We start from the raw sequence: 18,100 nt of genomic DNA on the forward strand, positions 1-18,100 counted from the left end.
TTGCATCTTCCCTCTAGAAATGTCTATTGTTGAATTTTTTCTTCTTTTTATGATAAAGTACTAAAGTTGGCATACTACAAAAGATAATTAATTAAAAAAGAAGGTATATATTATGTTAGCTTTTTTTCAAAGTCTTAGTCCTGTCATGCAAGCTTTGATAGCAACACTTTTTACATGGGGAATGACTGCATTAGGAGCGGCGATTGTATTTGCTACAAAAACCGTACACCAAAAACTGTTAGACAGTATGTTAGGCTTTGCAGGAGGAGTTATGATAGCAGCCAGTTATTGGTCCTTGCTCGCTCCATCTATTGAAGCATCAACAGATAATGCTGTCGGTCCTTGGTTTCCTGCGTTGGTCGGTTTCTTACTGGGCGGCGGATTTTTATGGGGCATCGATAAAATTCTCCCCCATCTGCACCCAAATACTGAAAAGAAACAAGCAGAAGGCCTGGCGCCGACGAAAAGAAAACGCAGTACCTTATTAGTGCTAGCCATCACTATTCATAATATTCCAGAAGGACTGGCTGTCGGAATTGCTTTTGGTGCATTGGCAAATCACAGTACAGAAGCAGCTTTAGCCGGTGCAATCACCCTCGCTCTCGGAATAGGGATTCAAAACTTCCCAGAAGGTGTTGCTGTTTCGATGCCATTGCGCGGAGAAGGCATGTCCCGTGGAAGAAGCTTCATGTATGGACAGCTTTCAGGATTCGTGGAGCCTATTGCTGCTGTTATCGGCGCATTAGCGGTCGCTCATATCGAACCATTGCTTCCCTATGCGCTAAGCTTTGCAGCAGGTGCTATGATTTTTGTCGTCGCAGAAGAAGTCATACCAAGCTCTCAGGAAAATAACAATAGAGATTTAGCAACCATCAGCCTGATGATTGGTTTTGCTCTTATGATGGTGCTTGATGTTGCATTAGGTTAGATTTTAGAAAGAAGATGCCTATGGTTTCAACCTTATAACCATGGGCATCTTTTTCTTTCCCTATTTAAAATAATCCTCTATCACCGTTTTCGCTATCCCCTGATCCAATTCCTCAAATTCTTCATACTGAATCGTTTCATAAAGTTCTTTTCGAGTTTGCATATCCGCTAAAGCATTTTTTTGTGTGCCTTCATCCCGAATCAGACCAAACACACGCTCATAAGCTTTTGCAGCAGCGCGTAAAGAAGTTACCGGGTAAATAACCATTCTATACCCCAAGTCTTCAAATTCTTCCGCTGTATAATAAGGCGTTTTCCCGAACTCTGTCATATTTGCCAGCAACGGAACATCTATTTCTTTTGCCACCGTCTGAAATTCTTCATTATTTTGCAAGGCTTCTGGAAAAATAGCATCCGCTCCGGCTTCTACATAACCTTTAGCACGTTCCACCGCACTGTCTAAACTTTCCACTGCCCTGGCATCCGTTCTTGCTACAATATAAAGTGTTGGTGCCGCTTTTTTAATAGCAGCTATTTTTTGCATCATCTCTTCCTTGCTGACAACATTTTTTCCATTTAAATGCCCGCATTTTTTAGGAAGCTGCTGGTCCTCCAGCTGCACAGCGGCCACATTTGCTTCCATCATTTCTCTCGCTGTCCGGGCAACATTTAAAACACCGCCAAAGCCTGTATCAATGTCTACAAGCAATGGTAAATTGGTTGCTCTGGTAATTTCCTTCGCTCGATCTGCCACTTCATCGGAATTAATAATTCCTAAATCAGGTAATCCTTTGCTTGCAGTAAAAGCAGCTCCGGATAAATATAATGACTGAAATCCAGCCTGTTTCGCTACTAATCCCGCCATCGCATCATGAGCCCCCGGAATTTGCAAAATCTCCTTTTCCGCCGCCATTTCCCGGAATTTCTCAGCTAATTCATGCTGAGGTACCGGAGTATCTACAATCCAAGCCATCTTTTTCCTCACTCCTCTAACCTAAAAATAATTCGATAAAATCCGTAACCGGCATTTCCTTTATCTTATCATAATCCACACTCTGTTTCTTGATATGCACGGATTGTTTGGCTGTAAATTGTGTCGCCAGATTGGCTTCATATTTTTTCATGATTTGCGGGAACGCTTCTTCCCTGCGGAAACGATGTCCCAAAGGAAATTCACAATCAATCCAATCTGTCGCTGTTCCATCGGTAAAATGAACCTGTACGGCATTCGCAATGGAACGTTTTTCAGGATCTAAATAATCCTCCGTATACCGTTTGTTTTCGGTTACGACCATTTTATCGCGGAGTTCATCAATCCGCGGATCTTTCGCCACATCATCCTCATAATCTTCCGCAACAATATTGCCTTTTAATAAACCTATTGCTGTAATATACTGCAGGCAATGATCTCTATCTGCCGGATTATACAGCGGTCCTTTCTTATCGATGATACGAATAGCCGATTCGTGTGTAGATATAGTAATTTCTTTGATTTCATCTATACGATCAACGACTTCTGGATGCAATTGAATAGCTGCTTCTGCTGCTGTTTGCGCATGAAACTCTGCCGGATAAGAAACTTTAAACAAGACATTTTCCATGACATAGCTATCTAGCGGCCGGCTTAATTCCAATTGATTCCCTTTGAACAGAACATCCTGGAATCCCCATCCTTCTGCACTTAAAGCAGTAGCATACCCCATCTCTCCTTGGATAGCCATCAGCGCCAGACGAACAGCTCGGCTTGTTGCATCTCCTGCTGCCCAAGATTTTCTGGAACCGGTATTAGGAAAATGACGGTACGTCCGCAAACTGGAATTATCAATCCAGGCATTAGACAGCGCATTAATAATCTCTTCTTTCCCGCCGCCCAGCATTTTGGTAACAACAGCTGTTGTTGCAATCTTCACATATAAAACATGATCCAGACCAACACGGTTCATACTGTTTTCTAAAGCAAGAATACCTTGAATTTCATGCGCTTTAATTACCATTTCCAAAACCTCTTCTACCGTGAAAGCAGCTTCCCCTTTTTTCTGACGTAACTGGCTTACATAATCAGCCACAGCTAAAATGCCTCCCACATTATCAGAAGGATGCCCCCATTCCGCTGCAAGCCAGGTATCGTTATAATCCAGCCAGCGTATCATGGTACCGATGTTGAATGCACCCTGCACCGGGTCTAAGACATGCGGTGTTCCTGGTACTCTCGTTCCATTTGGAACTACTGTGCCCGGCACAATAGGTCCTAACAGCTTCGTACATTCCGGATGGTTCAAAGCAAGAATGCCGCACCCTATCGCATCCAGGAATGTATAATGCGCCGTTTGAAAAGCCTCTTCACTCGTAATTTCTTTATTTAATACATAGTCAGCAATTTCTTCTAACAACTGATCGGTTTGATTTGTTTTTACTGATTCCATTTGTACTTCCTCCCTATTCATAACTTTTTCCTGTATACGCTACTCTTGGTCTGAACAGCCGGTTATTATCATGCTGTTCTACAATGTGTGCTGCAAGTCCTGCTGTTCTGGCACTGAAGAAAATAGGCGTATAGAGCGGAATTGGAATGCCAAGTTTCCAATAAACAGGCGCAGCATAATAATCCAGATTAGGATATAAACCTTTTTCCTCCCGCATGATTTCTTCCCCTGCTTCACACATTTCCAAAAGCGTATAATCATTATCTCTGTCACAAAGTTTCCGCAATGCTTCTTTGGTGATTGTAGCCCGAGGATCCATCTTTTTCATATAAACCCGATGTCCGAATCCCATGATTTTTTCTTTATTTTGTAGTTTATGACGAATCAACGCTTCAAAGCCATCCACTGTATCTACCTCACGAAGCATATGCATCACAGCTTCATTGGCCCCGCCGTGCAAGTTTCCTTTTAAGGAAGAGATAGCTCCTGTCAAAGCGCCGTACATATCTGCATTTGTGGAAGCAATCACACGTGAAGCAAACGTTGAATTAGGCATCTCATGTTCAATATAAAGTAATAATAATTGATCAAATATAGCTACTTCCAACGCAGACGGTTTTTTCCCTGTAATCATATACAAGAAATTGGCGCTGTATCCGAGACTTTCATCCGGATAAGCAATCGCTTTGCCTTCTGTCGCAAAATAGCTGTTGACTGTAATAAAAGGCAGCTGTCCCAGCAGTTGGTACGCACGCTGTTTATTCTCCTGCGAGGAACGATTTTCTATATCTTTGTCGTATCCGGCTAATAACGAGAGGACTGTACGCATCCCGTCCATTGGATGCATTCCTTTCGGCAACAGCTGAAACAGAGGCAGGGTATCATCAGGCAAGCGGTAAAAGTGCTTGATATAATCCTCCAGACTGGTTCTTTCTTCTTGGTTTGGCGTCCTTCCTTCCAGTAATAAATGAACAACATCAAAATACGTTTTCTCTTCCGCCAATTCGATTAAATTCTCCCCGCGGATAATAATTTTCTCTTTTTCAACATCTAAAAATGATATGGATGTTTCAGCCGCAACCACACCATCTAACCCAGGAACAAAATCTTTACGAGTATGCATCCTATCTCCCCCTTTAAAATGAAAGCGCAGTCATTTGATTTTTAAAAATACAGTTATGATTATCCAATTGGTAACCAAATAAAATCACGATGAACGGTATTCCTATATTCAGTATAACCTTGCATTGAAAATTAGAAAAATATATAATTTTAATAAATAGCGATAGTTTTTTTCTATTTCTCATATACAGGAGGAAAAACCTTGAATCTACAAGATTGGAAAATGCTTTCTACACTTTATGAAACGGAAAATGTAACATTGGCTGCCCATCGGCTTTTTTTATCGCAGCCCACTTTAACCGCACGCATTCAAAAACTCGAAAATCATTACGGTATTTCTATTCTATTAAGAAAACGCCGGGGAATCACATTTACTCCAGAGGGAGAAGAATTAGCAAAACATGCCAAAAGAATGCTGCAGGAACAGCGGCATATGGAAGAAAAGCTCAACAATATGCGCGATGAAGTGAGAGGAACATTGCGGGTAGGTGTTTCAAATTTCTTTGCTGCCAATAAAATGCCGAAGCTTCTGCAGCTGTTCAAGGAAAAATATCCGGAGGTGGAATGTCAAGTAGTGACAGGATGGAGCAGTGATATGCATCGCCGGTTGTTAAATCATGATGTCCATATCAGCTTTATTAAAGGGAATTATGCCTGGAAAGAAAAGAAAGCGCTGTTATACGAAGAAGACATCTGCGTTGCCTCTCCTTGGGATTTCACATGGGAAAAACTCCCTCAGCTTCCAAGAGTAGACTATTTCACAGACGAGCATATGCGGATATTAGTAGATGACTGGTGGCACCAAAATTATATTGAACAGCCGAATATTACCATCCACGTCAACCAGGTAGAGACCTGTAAGGAAATGGTTATTCACGGGCTTGGTTACGCCATCGTGGCTAACCTGGTAGTACGCCCTTATCCTGAATTATTTATTAAGCCCATTATAGACGCAAACGGCGATCCGTTAAAAAGACAAACCTGGATGTATTATCAAGAAGACACTTTACAAATGAATATCGTCCGGGCATTTGTTGATTTTGTACAAACCTTGGATGTCAAGGCTTTATAACAGCCTAATGGTACGCTACAAAACTGGCCAGCACCCAAATCAAAATAAAACTGAGAATAATGGTGATATTGACGATGGTCCCAACGATTTGCGTTTGATACTTGTATCGGATAGCATATACCACAGCTGTTGTGGAAGACGGAAGAATAAAACCAATTAACGCCGTATTAGCAAGCATCGGGTAATCGGAAAACAGCCAAAAAAGCGTGAATCCGAGTATTAAGCCTGCTCCATATTTGACCATCAGATACTTCCCTATAAACGGAAGCCATGATGTTTCCAACGAAAAATTCAAATACAAACCAAGCAGCAGCAAAGCCATAGGCATATTTGCTGCAGATATAATCTCTGCTGTATCCAATACTAATCCCGGCAAGTGCAGATCAAATATATTTAATGCGACAACAAACATATACGTTAAAAACGGAACGGATCGGAATAACGGCCCAATTGCTTCACGCAGATAAAATGTTGACGTTCCTTTGGCGAAATAACCGGCGAGAAAGTAACATAATCCGAACACGATTACCGCATTACCGACATCGAACATACCAAAATGCTGTATCCCTTCTCTCCCCCAGATTGCTTCGACCAGCGGGAAGGCGAATAAACCGACATTAACACCAGGCACCAGCATGATAGCCATTCCCTTCACGCCCGGATCGGCATTTCGAAATGAAAAATAGCCAATGGCAGCGAAAGCAAACCCGAATAATATAGCAATAAAAATCAGAGATACCAGTGATAAGGTCATCTCCATCTGATCAAACGTCACAATTACCAGCGCCGGCAAAGTGATATTAAACACAATTCTAGCAATGGTCTGTCCATCCGATTCCTTTAAAATCTTGATCCTTTTTAAAACATAGCCAAGTAAAATAATACCTATCGAAATAATAAATTGCTGTTGAAAACCTTCCAAAACATTTCTACCCTTTCAGTACATTCAAAATGCACAACTATTATCATATCACACACGCCATGCGGATTGCACAGAAAGGACTTGTGCTTTCTGTTTGGACATCGGTACATACATACTTCAAACGCATAACTTGTTCTCTAAAAAATGAAATTGTATGATGATAATAAAGGATTCTTTTCGAGGTGATTGCAGTGAAAATTATTGTATTTGACGGAGAATGTAATGTTTGTGACAGTTTCGTACAGTTTATCTTGGAAAAAGATAAAGAAAATCAATTTCTTTTCACTTCCCTGCAAAGTGAAGCCGGAGAATTTATCAGAAAAAAATACCGTGTTCCTGATGATCTCGACAGTGTTCTGTTTATTGACGGCGAAAAAATTTGCTTGAAATCGGATGCCGCTTTAAACGTGTTGCAAAAGTTGCCGTTACCTTGGAAAATACTGACGGCCGGCAAAGTTCTGCCTTATGTAATCCGGGATACGCTCTACGATTTTGTAGCACGCAACAGGCATAAATGGTTCGGTAAAAAACAAAGTTGCCGCCTCCCTACACCTCAGGAACGTAAACAATTTGTGGAGACCAAAGCAGATTTAGAAAAAATGACTGTTTAAATAAAGGAAAACTTCATTAAGCGGGAATGCTTCACTTCCCGTTATGTAAAAACGGCATTTCTAAGGGGACTTCCCCTCCCCGCAGAAATGCCGTTTGTATTTCCCGGGTTCAGACTGTTTCATATAACCCGTAAGGAAAAATCAACCTTGTTTTCATTTACGATCTATCTTCAATTTCCTCTTCAATACCATGTTCCTCACTAAATTCTGTTTGGAAGCCTGGTCGCAAATTGTCTGTATCCTCGATTGGTTCTCCGATTCCGGAGAATAATGTGGTAAGGTAATAAATCGCACTGAGCCCTACAAGTCCATAAATAATTCGAGAAAGGATTGCGTTTTGCCCGCCAAAAATAGCTGCCACTAGATCGAATTGGAAAAAGCCAATCAGTCCCCAGTTAATCGCACCGATAATCAGTAAAGTAACTGCAATCGTGTGTAAAGTTTTCATTGCTTCTCACCTCCTCATACCTTATCCTTTGCTTCAGCCCATTTAATCATACTGGCACTGTTTGGGATTCTTGATGGATGATGGAAAAGGAGGTTGTCAGCATAGTTAAAGCCCCAATGATGCTTCATCAGGGCCATATTTTTTTAGCTTTCTTGGATTACTTTTCTAATTTTATCCAATGCCCAATCCAGCTCTGCTTTTTTTATAACTAATGGTGGTGCAAATCGGATAGTGGTTTCATGTGTTTCTTTGCAGAGAACACCGTTTTCCTTCAATGCTTCACATATCGTACGAACAGGTTTATGAAATTCTACACCGATAAATAATCCTCTGGATCGGACTTCTTTTAAATCAGGATGATCGATAGCAGACAGTTCGATTGCAAAGTACTCACCTAGTTCAAGGGATTTATCTGCAAGTTCTTCTTCTTCCATCACATCTAATGCAGCCATAGAAACAGCACAAGCCAGCGGATTTCCTCCAAATGTTGACCCATGGGAGCCAGGAGTAAATACATCCATGATCTCTTTATTCGCAGCAATAGCAGAAATGGGCATGACTCCTCCGCCCAACGCTTTTCCTAACACATAGATATCCGGCTCCACATTTTCCCAATCACAGGCAAACATCTTCCCTGTACGTCCCAATCCGGTCTGTACCTCATCGGCAATAAATAAGATGTTTTCTTCATCACATAGTTTACGGACTTCCTGCAGATAACCATCCGGCGGAATAAGAATCCCCGCTTCTCCTTGGATAGGTTCGATAATAACTGCGGCTGTATTTGGCGTGATGGTTTCTTTTAATGCTTGAATATCACCGTAATTGATTTTATAAATACCAGGAACAAATGGACCATAATTAGTGGTTGCATCCGGATCATCCGATAGTGAAATCGCATTCATTGTTCGGCCATGAAAATTACCTTTGCAAGCGATTATCTCCGCCTGGTTGCCATCAATTTCTTTTTTCTCATACGCCCATCTGCGGGAAGCTTTTATCGCGGTTTCAACTGCTTCAACGCCCGTATTCATCGGCAATACTTTATCTTTTTTCGTTAATTTGGCAAGGCGCTCTGTCCAAGGGCCTAATTGTTCATTATGAAAAGCTCTTGAAGTAAGTGTGACTTTATCCGCTTGATCTTTCAACGCCTGAATGATTTTTGGATGACGGTGTCCCTGATTGACAGCGGAATAAGCACTTAGCATATCCATGTATTCATTTCCTTCAGGATCTTTCACCCAAACACCCTCCGCTTCTGAAACAACAACCGGTAATGGATAGTAATTATCTGCGCCATAAGCAGAAGTAAGCTCCATCATTTCTTTTGATGTCACCATAAAAAGCAGCCTCCCTTGTATGCAAGTAAAATATTATCTTTCTTCTTAAACATAATCATGTATTCACCGAAACGTCAAGCCTGTAATGCACAGGAGGAGATCAAACATCAATGTTGTCAGGTTAATGAATTTTAAAAAAGTATTTTCGATATCAATGTATAGCAATAAAACTATCTAGCGAAGGGAATACACGGAGACTCCTGTCACAACGCTTGCACTTGCACCTCGTGTGCATCGCAGGGCGAGCTGAAAATCCACTTGAAAAGCGGGTTTCTTTTCAAGTTAGCTGAAGCCGTCCCCATGGAAAGCGTAGTGTTTTCCCGTAGCGGTCATATTAACCTGATAACATTGAATCAAATACCCCCTCCTATGCAGCAAATAATTTATTCCAGCGCTTCCTGCAGTAGGTGCGCTACATCTTCATCTGTCAGCTGATTATTCCACATATCTTTGGTTTGTATCATCTGTTCGATCAGTTGTCTTTTTTTCTGCTGAAGTTCATACATTTTATCTTCAATGGTTCCTTCTGCCAGCAACCGAATCACTGTTACGTCATCTGTCTGGCCAATCCGGTGAGCCCGGTCAATCGCCTGGTCCTCTACAGCCGGATTCCACCATGTATCATATAAAACAACCGTATCGGCGCCGACTAAATTCAATCCGGTTCCGCCTGCCTTCAGAGAAATAAGACATATATCATTCTTGCCCTGATTAAACGCCCGACAGATTTGCAAGCGTTCCTCTGGAGGAGTCTGACCGTCCAAATAAAAATAAGAAATATCTTCTATTCTTAATGCATCACCGATACGCTGGAGCATTTGCGTAAACTGGGAAAAAATCAACATCCGCTTTCCAGAACGTTTCGCGTCCTTAACAATTTCCATTAATCGCTTGCGTTTGGCTGATTCTCCCTCATAATCCCGGACAAATAACCCCGGATCACAACAGATTTGCCTTAATCTTGTCAGTCCTGCCAGTATCCGGATCCGGTTTTTCCGAACAGTATCTTGATCCAGGTGTTTCCATTTCGGATGCTTTAATTTAGACAAATAGGACATATAGATTTGTTTTTGTTCTTCCGTTAACGGCACCCGTTCCAGATATTCCGTTTTCACCGGCATATCCTGCAGTACATCTTTTTTCTCTCTTCGCAGCATAAATGGGTGAATTCTTCGCAGCACCTGATTATTCGTCAGCCAGGCAAAATCCTTCAAACCGCCCAGTAATTCCGGAAAAACAACATGAAAAACCGACCATACATCCTCTATTTTATTTTCTAAAGGCGTTCCAGTTAAAGCAAATCGAAACGTCGCTTGTAATTTTTTCACCGTACGAAAAATCTGCGTCGCCGGATTTTTAAAATACTGCGCCTCATCAAAAATAATTGTTTGCAAGGTAACATGTTTCTTCAGCCAGTCAATTTCATTTTTCAAAATACCGTAAGAAATAATCCATACATCATATGTCTGCCATGCTTTCTTTTTCTGATTCCTTTCCTTCACGGTTCCTTCCATGATGCCGACAGAAAAGGACGGCGCAAACATTTCCCACTCCTGCTTCCATTGGTGGCACAGAGACGTCGGACAGACAACAAGCACCGGCTTTTTTTCCTCCGCTTGTTCTTGTTGCTCGTATTTCGTCATACAAAAAGCAATCGCCTGCACCGTTTTGCCAAGTCCCATTTCATCTGCCAGCACACCGCCAAGACCCGCTTCAGCCACCGCCAGCATCCAGCGGACGCCATCCTGCTGATACGGTTTTAACACGGTCTCCATCTCTGCTGCAATTGGGTATTTATCCTTTGCCGGCATTTGTATTTCATACATCATTTCTTTAACAGTTGTTTCTTCTGCCAAATAACCGTTCTCCTCTATCCGGTAGGCAAAAGACAGTCCCTCTTTTAGCGGTAATTCCATTTCCTCCAGCATTTCAGAAGGCGTCATGGGAATAGTGAGGAGGTCCTTTTCTAATTCCTTGATTTCTTCTGTTTCTAACGTAAGAAAAGATCCGTCCTTCAAACGATAATATGGCCTTTTTTCTTCGATAGCATCCAAAATCTGCCGAACTTCCTCTTCCCAGAAGCCTTTCATCTGAAAGGAAAAGGAAAGCCAATTCGTTCGATCCCGCTCATGCTTCACCCGGATTGTCGGCTGAAACCGTTTCTTGCTAATCTGGTTACGCACCGCATTGGTCACAAAAACAGCTGCTATTTTGTACAATTCAGGTAAATAATGATATAAAAAATCATATTCCAACTGCTCATTTTGCAGAATAAAACTGCCCTCATCATTGACAAAACCGCATCGTTCGAGAAAAGCAATGATTTCCGCTTCCTGCTCTCGATCCCTGCGGACCATCGTTGTTTTTTCAAATGGGTTCAGCTTTTTATCACCATATTGAAATTCGACCCCAGCTAAAAGCCGATTATGCACCCGGTCGATATAAATACTTGTTTCAAGCGGCTGGTGCAATTCTTTTAGCATCCCTGTGGTATCTTCCACTTTACCAACCCGTTCTAAAAGGGCGGAAATCGACACCATCTGTTCCCTGCTGATATCAATTGCCTGTGCTTGACCTTTCCATAATTGTGCACATAACTCGATCAGCTGTTTTTCTTCGTCAGTCAGTAAATAAAGTGATCCATTCTGGTAAATCAATTGATAGCGGATCAAGAAAGTCGTATCGTTCCTCTCTTGAAAGGTAATCGAATAGGAAGTTCCGGATTGATCGATATGAAACGAAAAGGATGGCAGTGCGTCATAAAAGTGTAATGGCTGCTTATGATACGCAGATGTGTCCATATAGAGCGAAACGAACGCGCTTGCGGACAGCCATTTTTCCATGCGTTCCCAAGCTGTTGCCGGGACAGGGAGCCAGCTTGGATGTTCTGTGACATCTACCCCAATTATTTGCTGATCCTCATAAATATAATGCAGCTGCCCTAACACTTGGCTGATGTCATCTTCAAAATAACAGGCAGCTGCATCATAAATCTCATCCTTAACCGAAAAGTTTGTACCATGCTTCCATGCTTCCAAAAACTGAGCGATATCATCTATCCATGTACCGTTTATTTCTACAGCCATCTGCATTGCTTTCTGTTCCTGTTCTGCTGGTATGTGCAGGTAAAATTGAACCGGAATGCTCTTCCTTGTTTCAAAGTAACCGCGATGCTGGAATATGCAGTCTGATTTTCCCGTTAACGCCTGGTTGCCTGCTTCCGGTTCCCCAGTTTCATGGATACCGATTAAAACAGCAGCAATATGCTGACAATCCAATGTATACGAGCCCAGTTTCGGACAGCTGCAAACCGCATTTTCTATTTTATTATTCCGATATGTCAGCGTAATATGAAACGTATCTGTCGACATCACTGTTCCAATAATCTGCTGGTCTAGAAAAGTGAACTGCACATTTCCTTTTTTCCACAATCGCTTTCCATATTTATACGATAATTCACCGCATCGTTCTTTCATTTCCTGTCTGGATATCCATACCATCATTTGCACGACCTTTTTTCTCATTTCTCAGACTGCTATTGTTTTCTTCAAGCTTATGCACCATTTTCATTTCACGAAAGAGGTTCATTTGTAGTATCATATATCTGTGTTTATTATAAAGCAAGAAAGCATGAACATCTAATAAACAAATGCAGATTTTAAATATAGCTTCTGATTCCTGGATAAACGTGTTGTATATCTGTTCATCATGGATCAGTTACTATAAATAGAAAGGATTTCCTTATGTCAACTCAAGAAGAAGTACAGAAAAGAAAAACATTTGCAATTATCTCGCACCCCGATGCCGGGAAAACAACCATGACGGAAAAGTTACTATTATATGGTAATCTCATTCGTTCTGCCGGAACCGTAAAAGGAAAAAAATCCGGCAAATTCGCCACATCCGACTGGATGGAAATCGAGAAGCAGCGCGGTATTTCCGTGACATCGAGTGTGATGAACTTTCAATATGAAGGATTTCATATCAATATTTTAGATACGCCAGGGCACGAAGATTTCAGTGAGGATACGTATCGGACCTTGACCGCTGTAGACAGTGTTGTGATGATTATTGATTCCACGAAAGGGATTGAAGCACAAACGATCAAGCTGTTCAAAGTTTGTCGTATGCGCGGCATTCCTATCTTTACGTTTATGAATAAACTGGACCGTGAAGGAAAAGAGCCGCTTGCTCTATTGGAAGAACTGGAAGAAGTATTGGAGATCGATACGTACCCTATGAACTGGCCTGCAGGAATGGGGAAAGGCTTCCTCGGCATTTTCGACCGCGAAAATGAGCAATTTGTACAGCATCATCCAGGAGAAGAAGAAAGCTATATCCCTTATACAGAACTAGAAAATCACCCGGAATTAACGGAAAACGCAACCTATCAAGATGCGTTGAATGAGCTGGATTTAGTTGCGGAAGCTGGCAATACGTATTCCGAAGAAGCTATTTCAAATGGCGAATTAACGCCTGTGTTCTTCGGTAGCGCCCTTTCTCCTTTCGGTGTGCAAACCTTTTTTGATTCTTTTATCCGCTTAGCGCCAAACCCGACACCGCGTAAGTCGACGAAAGGTGCAGTGAAGCCGGAAGAAGAAAATTTTTCTGGTTTTATCTTTAAAATTCAGGCCAATATGAACCCGGCGCACCGTGACCGGATTGCCTTTTTACGAGTTTGTTCGGGAAAATTCACCCGCGGCATGAACGTGACCTTGGCCCGGACCGGGAAAGAATTAAAGCTGGCGCAATCGCAGCAAATGATTGCCTCTTCCAGGGACACGCTTGAAGAAGCTTATGCCGGTGATATTATCGGGATTTATGATCCAAATGCTTATCAAATCGGGGATACTCTGCTTACCGGTAAAGAAAAATTTGAATTTGATGAATTACCGCAGTTCCCGCCGGAAATCTTCAAAAAAGTAATGGCGAAAAATGCCTTGAAGTCCAAGCAATTTCGTAAAGGGATTGAACAGCTTGTCCAGGAAGGCGCGATTCAGCTGTTCCGGGATTATTTAACAGATTCCTTTATTTTAGGTGCTGTCGGAGAACTACAATATCAGGTTTTCACATACCGCATGGAGAATGAGTACAACGCCGAGGTGACAATGGAACCAATCGGAGAACGTGTACCTAGATGGCTGAAGCCGGAACAGGCAGACCCTTCCTTATTTGATTCCGGAAACTTGTTGGCCCGCGACCGGTATGATCAGCCGCTTGTGCTTTTCCGCAATGAATTTGCAAAAAACTGGTTCAAGGACAAAAATCCGGATGTTGAACTGATTGACCTGTTTGAAACGAATGATTTTCAATAAAAAAATGGAAGGCTGGATCAAAACAAGTCCAGCCTCCCATTTTTTATACATAACGCACCATGCTGCAAGATTTACTCCGAACGAATCATTGATTCCTTTTTTAGCTCTCTTCCTCTTGCCGTTCTACAATCGTCGTATAACGATATTTTTCTTTAGGAACATCTTTTAAGAAAGGCGACATTTCCTCTGTATAAAGCACAGTTAAATCGTGCATTGCCCGGGTACAAGCTGTATAAAGCAGGTATTTATCAGCCGGATGCCAATACACCTCGCTGGAAGCATCCGCAAGAATCACCGCATCAAATTCAATGCCTTTCGCCAAATAAACCGGAACAATGACAACGCCTTTTTGATACGTTTTGGTATCTTCATTAATCTGTTTGACATCTATCTCTTTATGCAGCTGCTGATATATCTTACGGCAGGCATCTGCTGTTTTCGCTATAATAGCAATGGTTTCATGCCCCGCCTGCTGCTTCTCCTCTATTTTATGAAGCAAGGCATCTTTTTCAGAGATAGATTTGGTCAGGCGAACAACCTCCGGAAGCGGACCACTGCGTTCAAAGGCTTCTATCGGTTGATCGATTGGTGAAAAATAAGACGCGAAATCAACAATCGGCTTCGTGGAACGATAGCTTTTCGTTAATTCAATCCGTTCAACGCTCTCCTCTAATGAAATATCTTCTTGAATCGGGTTCTCTTCGGACGCATAAGAATAAATGGCCTGATTCACATCCCCAAGCAAGGTAAAGCTGGCATAAGGATAAAGGTATCTTAAATATGCAAATTGAAAAGGCGTATAATCCTGTGCCTCATCTATGACAATTAAATGGACAGGTCGAGTCACTTCATGCCCTGTTATTTCCCCTTTAAAAAAGTTATAAGCTGTAGCCAGTTCCCATGGAAGCTGTTTTTTCCGGAGCAGTTTAATGGCGTCCACCTTATACTCCTGAACAGCCCCATTGCCATTCAATTCTGCTATCAAATCCATAAACATTTTAAATGTATTGACAAAACGATTTTGACGTATCATGTTTTGCAAAGGTGCAAATGCTTTGCGGATAATTTTCTCTCTCAACACCTTTTCTTCATCCTGAATACTGCTTTCTCCCTCTTCTTGTTCCGTTTCATGATAAGCTTTCGCATAATCATCTTTGCTTAACAGCTGCATCTGATCGAGAACCCAGTCTTTTTCCATTTCTTCTTTCTGAAACGCACGGACTCGCTGCAGAAGCCACTTTCTGACCTGTTCCATTTTATTCGGAAGCCGCATGTCTTTTTCCAACGATGCAAAATAATCCTCAATCTCTGTCTTATCGATAAGCAGTTCATTCCGAAAACGGATGGAACGGAAAGTAAGATTGGATTGATTTAATTTTTCTAACTGCCGCTTGATATCATCCATAAAAGCCACACTAGAGAAATGCTGAATGACTTCCATCTGTTTCTCCTGCTCTTTTTCCTCTAAACGCATCAATTTTTCGATCTGTTCAAATGGGCTATCTACATGCAAGGCATTGTCCGTGCTGTTTACCACAAATTGATGGAACGTTTGCTGATTCACAGGCTCTTCTCCCAATTCCGGCAGAACATTGGATACGTAACTTGAAAATAAATCATTCGGCGATAATAATAATACCTGATTCGCCGTTAAATTCGTCCGATGATGATAGAGCAAATAAGCGATTCGCTGTAATGCCGCTGATGTTTTTCCGCTTCCCGCTGCTCCTTGCACAACAAGCACTTTGCTGCCGCGATGGCGGATAACTGCATTTTGCTCCTGCTGAATCGTCGACACAATCGATTTCATTTGCGTATCAGCAGCCTCGCTTAGACTCTCCTGCAACATCTCATCAATAATAGTAACCGACGTGTCAAAAATTCCTTTCATCTTTCCATTGCGAATCATATATTGCCGTTTCAAGCTCATCTCACCTTGAACCGTTTCTTCCTCTGTCCGATATTCCACCGGACCGGGGGCATAATCATAATATATACTCGATATCGGAGCACGCCAATCATAAATCAGAAAGTCTTTATCCCCTTCATCCATTAAAGAGGAGGTTCCAATATAAATTTTTTCGATATCTTCACTGCCTTCCTCCTGGAAGTCAACTCTTCCGAAATAAGGCTGGTTTTTTAACCGCTCCAATTGTTTCATGCGCTGATAATTCTTTCCATAATGACGTTCCTTTTGTGCAAGAATATTGGATTGCTGCTTAATACTTTCCTGTGTCTCAATAATATCGTCCATCTCATCCATATTAACCGTAATATCATCCCAGAATGTTTTACGTAATTCAACGACATCTTCTTTCACCTTGGAGGATTGTTCCTTCAAAGCACTTTGTTTATTATCTATAATTTTTAAAACCTTTTCCAGCCGTTGATATTCAAATTCATGACTATTGCTTTGCTTATCCATCAACTTCCTCCCTAAATCAAAAAAATATATTGACAAACCTTTTATTAAAGTGTATAATTATAATGCATATATTTATATCGTTAATCATCTCTTCAACTTTTATATTTTACCATTGTTGGCTTAATTAATCAATACATACATGTAAAAAGCTCGCTAAAACATCTTAGCAAGCTTTTTTGTTCGTTAAAAATCTTCTTATTATTGAAGAATAGGTAAAGTACGCTCAAGATCTCTTTACTTATATCTTGCAGTTAAAATTTATCATTTCAATAGAGAAAATGCTGCCTATTAATTAATAAATAACTTGCGATCCACATTTGCAAGCACCTCTACCCCATTTTCAGTAACACGAAATGTTTCACTTATCTCTATACCGTAAGTATCCATCCAAATTCCAGGAATCATATGAAAGACCATGTTTGGTTGTAACACCGTTTGATCTCCAGATCTCAGACTTGCCGTGTGCTCTCCCCAATCAGGCGGATAATTTAATCCGGTGGAATAGCCCAGTCGTGACTCTTTTTCAAACCCTCTTTTTTCAATCGACCTTTTCCATGCCAGTTCTACTTCTTCACATGTAACTCCAGGTTTAATAACATCAAGCGCCGCTTCTATACCTTCTATCGTTACATCTGCTAATTCTTCCATTTCGGAAGTCGGTTTACCTATTACTAAAGTTCTTGCAAGTGGAGAATGGTAACGTTTATGACATCCGGCCAGTTCTAAAACAACAGGGTCTCCCTCTTTATAAACTTCATCTGTCCACGTTAAGTGGCATGCAGATGTTTTTTCGCCTGAAGGTAATAACGGAACAATCGATGTATAATCCCCTCCAAATTCTTCTGTCCCTGAAATTTGTTTATGGAAAATATCTGCCACGACATCACATTCTCTCACGCCGGCTTTAATTCGCTCAATTCCTTTGTACATTGTCTCTGTCACAATGGTCGCAGCTCGCTTAATATACTCTATTTCTTGTTCAGACTTAATAATTCGAATCCAATTCACAAGTGTTGTTCCGTCTACAAAGGTAGCATTAGGAAGTTGCTGCGTAAGTTGGATATAATTTCTGGCAGTAAAATAATATGCATCAAATTCGGCTGCAATCGTCTTATTGGATTGGCCTTTTTCTTTTAAAATACCGGCGACAAAGTCCATTGGATGTTTTTCTGTAGATTGAACATGATCATCTGAATAGGGGAGAATATTATCCTCACTTAACCAAGTAGTGATTTTGGCCGCACTGGCATCAATTCCCCGCCCCGCCCAAATAGGTTCTTTTTCTTGATCTATAATGATTAGCAATTGATGTACATAAAATGACCATGCATTAAACCCAGTCAAATAACTAATATTCGCCGGGTCTGTGATTAACAAAACATTTATTCCCTGCTTTTCCATGCTTTGTTTTGTTTTTTTCAATCTTGTTTGATATTCTCTTTTCGCAAAGTTTAACATATTATCAGTCCCTTCTAACATTCAAATTAAGATTTTA

13 protein-coding genes are annotated in these 18,100 nt (G+C 41.2%); 4 read left to right on the forward strand and 9 right to left on the reverse strand.

Annotated features, from left to right (window positions below):
• The first annotated feature begins 112 nt into the window (after positions 1-112).
• Entirely contained in the window at positions 113-928 is an 816-nt protein-coding gene (locus ACFQ19_RS12190; protein ID WP_379592438.1) for a ZIP family metal transporter, read from the forward strand.
• A 60-nt stretch (positions 929-988) separates the two neighbouring features.
• Here the strand turns inward: ACFQ19_RS12190 and prpB are convergent, their stop codons facing one another.
• Genes prpB through mmgD form a run of 3 tightly spaced genes read right to left on the reverse strand, consistent with a single transcriptional unit; the run spans position 989 to position 4,473 of the window.
• Positions 989-1,900, reverse strand: coding sequence for a methylisocitrate lyase (gene prpB / locus ACFQ19_RS12195; protein ID WP_379592440.1), 912 nt, complete (start codon positions 1,898-1,900; stop codon positions 989-991).
• A gap of 16 nt (positions 1,901-1,916) precedes the next feature.
• On the reverse strand, positions 1,917-3,350 hold the full coding sequence (locus tag ACFQ19_RS12200) for a bifunctional 2-methylcitrate dehydratase/aconitate hydratase (RefSeq protein ID WP_379592442.1): 1,434 nt from the start codon (positions 3,348-3,350) through the stop codon (positions 1,917-1,919).
• Positions 3,351-3,363: 13 nt separating this feature from the next.
• Positions 3,364-4,473, reverse strand: coding sequence for a citrate synthase (mmgD, locus tag ACFQ19_RS12205; protein ID WP_379592444.1), 1,110 nt, complete (start codon positions 4,471-4,473; stop codon positions 3,364-3,366).
• Between the two features lie 201 nt (positions 4,474-4,674).
• Here mmgD and ACFQ19_RS12210 point away from each other — a divergent pair, with 201 nt between their 5' ends.
• Positions 4,675-5,544 (forward strand): LysR family transcriptional regulator, encoded by an 870-nt coding sequence (locus ACFQ19_RS12210; RefSeq protein WP_379592446.1) that lies wholly within the window; start codon positions 4,675-4,677, stop codon positions 5,542-5,544.
• A 4-nt stretch (positions 5,545-5,548) separates the two neighbouring features.
• Here the strand turns inward: ACFQ19_RS12210 and ACFQ19_RS12215 are convergent, their stop codons facing one another.
• Complete coding sequence (locus ACFQ19_RS12215; RefSeq protein WP_379592448.1) at positions 5,549-6,466, reverse strand: AEC family transporter; 918 nt, start codon at positions 6,464-6,466, stop codon at positions 5,549-5,551.
• Between the two features lie 182 nt (positions 6,467-6,648).
• On the opposite strand from ACFQ19_RS12215, the gene ACFQ19_RS12220 reads away from it, so the two are divergent.
• The gene (locus ACFQ19_RS12220; RefSeq protein ID WP_379592450.1) at positions 6,649-7,077 is read left to right on the forward strand and encodes a thiol-disulfide oxidoreductase DCC family protein; all 429 of its coding nucleotides are present in this window, start codon (positions 6,649-6,651) and stop codon (positions 7,075-7,077) included.
• A gap of 157 nt (positions 7,078-7,234) precedes the next feature.
• Here ACFQ19_RS12220 and ACFQ19_RS12225 read toward each other — a convergent pair whose 3' ends face one another.
• The 3 genes from ACFQ19_RS12225 to ACFQ19_RS12235 form a co-directional block, all read right to left on the reverse strand.
• Entirely contained in the window at positions 7,235-7,525 is a 291-nt protein-coding gene (locus tag ACFQ19_RS12225; protein WP_379592452.1) for a DUF378 domain-containing protein, read from the reverse strand.
• A 143-nt stretch (positions 7,526-7,668) separates the two neighbouring features.
• Positions 7,669-8,865, reverse strand: coding sequence for an ornithine--oxo-acid transaminase (locus ACFQ19_RS12230; protein WP_379592454.1), 1,197 nt, complete (start codon positions 8,863-8,865; stop codon positions 7,669-7,671).
• Positions 8,866-9,248: 383 nt separating this feature from the next.
• Entirely contained in the window at positions 9,249-12,389 is a 3,141-nt protein-coding gene (locus tag ACFQ19_RS12235) for an SNF2 helicase associated domain-containing protein (RefSeq protein ID WP_379592456.1), read from the reverse strand.
• A 219-nt stretch (positions 12,390-12,608) separates the two neighbouring features.
• On the opposite strand from ACFQ19_RS12235, the gene ACFQ19_RS12240 reads away from it, so the two are divergent.
• Positions 12,609-14,180 (forward strand): peptide chain release factor 3, encoded by a 1,572-nt coding sequence (locus ACFQ19_RS12240; RefSeq protein ID WP_379592458.1) that lies wholly within the window; start codon positions 12,609-12,611, stop codon positions 14,178-14,180.
• 100 nt (positions 14,181-14,280) lie between these two features.
• Here the strand turns inward: ACFQ19_RS12240 and helD are convergent, their stop codons facing one another.
• A complete protein-coding gene (helD, locus tag ACFQ19_RS12245; RefSeq protein WP_379592460.1) occupies positions 14,281-16,605 on the reverse strand; it encodes an RNA polymerase recycling motor HelD in 2,325 nt (774 codons plus the stop codon).
• 288 nt (positions 16,606-16,893) lie between these two features.
• A complete protein-coding gene (locus ACFQ19_RS12250) occupies positions 16,894-18,063 on the reverse strand; it encodes a M24 family metallopeptidase (RefSeq protein ID WP_379592462.1) in 1,170 nt (389 codons plus the stop codon).
• Between the last annotated feature and the right edge of the window lie 37 nt (positions 18,064-18,100).

The sequence above is a fragment of the Oceanobacillus locisalsi genome, from assembly GCF_042675985.1.
Lineage (GTDB): Bacteria > Bacillota > Bacilli > Bacillales > Amphibacillaceae > Oceanobacillus > Oceanobacillus locisalsi.